Origin of the sequence: Streptomyces sp. NRRL B-24085 (assembly GCF_001282115.1) — a bacterium.
Classification (GTDB): Bacteria; Actinomycetota; Actinomycetes; order Streptomycetales; family Streptomycetaceae; genus Streptomyces.
This window is the reverse complement of the sequence record NZ_LJBR01000576.1, coordinates 1-1,356: the sequence shown is the minus strand read 5'-3', so window position 1 is coordinate 1,356 and position 1,356 is coordinate 1. Positions and strand designations below refer to the sequence as shown.

The window sequence follows — 1,356 nt, the reverse complement described above, 5'->3', positions numbered from 1 at the left end:
CGGCGGCCGCCGCGTCGGCCGGACTGCACGGCGCCGACCTGCGGCGGGGGCCGGTGCCCGCGCTGGCCCGGCAGTACGCCACCGTGACCGCCGAGGTCCGGGTGACCGCCGACCCCCGGCTGACCCGCCCCCGGATCACCGGGGACCACGTGGCCCCGACCGCCGTCGTCGTCGAGGCCGATGTCCGGCGGGTGGAGACCGAGGACGGGGCAGTGGTGGCGACACGGGCGCCGGTGCTGCTGATCGTCGACGCGCGTGCGGGCACCGGATCGCGAGCGGAGGTGGCGGCCACCGGCCGTTCGGGGAACGGTGGGGCCACGCCCGCCGCCGAAGGATCCGCTCGGTCGCCCTGGCTCGGGTTGTTGCCGTCCACGCGGGTGCGGGTCACCGCGCGTGCCGCGCCGGCGTCGTTCGGGGGCGACCGGGTCGCGGCCGTCCTGCGGGTGCGGGACCGGGCAGGCCCCGAGGTCGTCGGAGAGGCGTCGGGGACGCAGAGGTTCGCGGGGCGGTTGCGGGCGGGGCTGCGGGAGGCCACCGACGGGCTGCCGGCGGACGCGCGGGCCCTGTTGCCGGGGCTGGTCGTCGGGGACACCGCGCGGATCACGCCCGAGCTGGACGAGGCGTTCAAGGAGACCGACCTCGCGCACACGCTCGCCGTCTCGGGCAGCAACCTCACGATCCTGCTCGCCCTGCTCATCGGGCCGCCCGGACTCGCCCCACTCGTGGAACGACGAGGCCTGGCGCCCCGCCTCGGGGTGTCCCTGCGGGCGACCGCGCTGCTCGGCGGCGGGCTCACCCTGGGGTTCGTCGTGGTGTGCCGACCGGACCCGAGCGTGCTGCGGGCCGCTGCCTGCGGAGCCGTCGCCCTGCTCGCCCTCGCGACCGGACGCCGTAGATCCCTGATCCCGGCGCTGGCGACGGCCGTCCTGCTGCTGGTGCTGTACGTCCCGTGGCTGGCCCGCAGTTACGGCTTCCTGCTCTCCGTGCTGGCCACCGGGGCCCTGCTCACGCTCGCGCCGCGCTGGAGCCTGGCGTTGCGCAGGCGCCGGGTGCCGCCGCGACTCGCGGAGGCGTTGGCCGCCGCCGCTGCCGCGCAGGCCCTGTGCGCGCCCGTGGTCGCCGTGCTGTCGGCGCGGGTGAGCCTGGTGGCGGTGCCGTGCAACCTGCTCGTGGAGTTCGCGGTCGCCCCGGCCACGGTGCTGGGCTTCGCGGCGCTGGCGACGGCACCCGTGGCGATGCCGGTGGCCGAGGGTCTGGCCTGGTGCGCGAGCTGGCCCGCCGGATGGATCGCGGACGTCGCCCGGACGGGGGCGTCGCTGCCCGGCGGGGGAGTGGACTGGCCGGGCAGTTGGGCGG

The 1,356-nt window shown here is 77.8% G+C and carries 1 protein-coding gene; it reads left to right on the top strand.

From position 1 onward, the window contains the following. Window positions 1-1,356 (top strand): ComEC/Rec2 family competence protein (locus tag AOJ26_RS39725; RefSeq protein WP_199828925.1); only part of this gene is annotated, 1,356 nt, incomplete at both ends.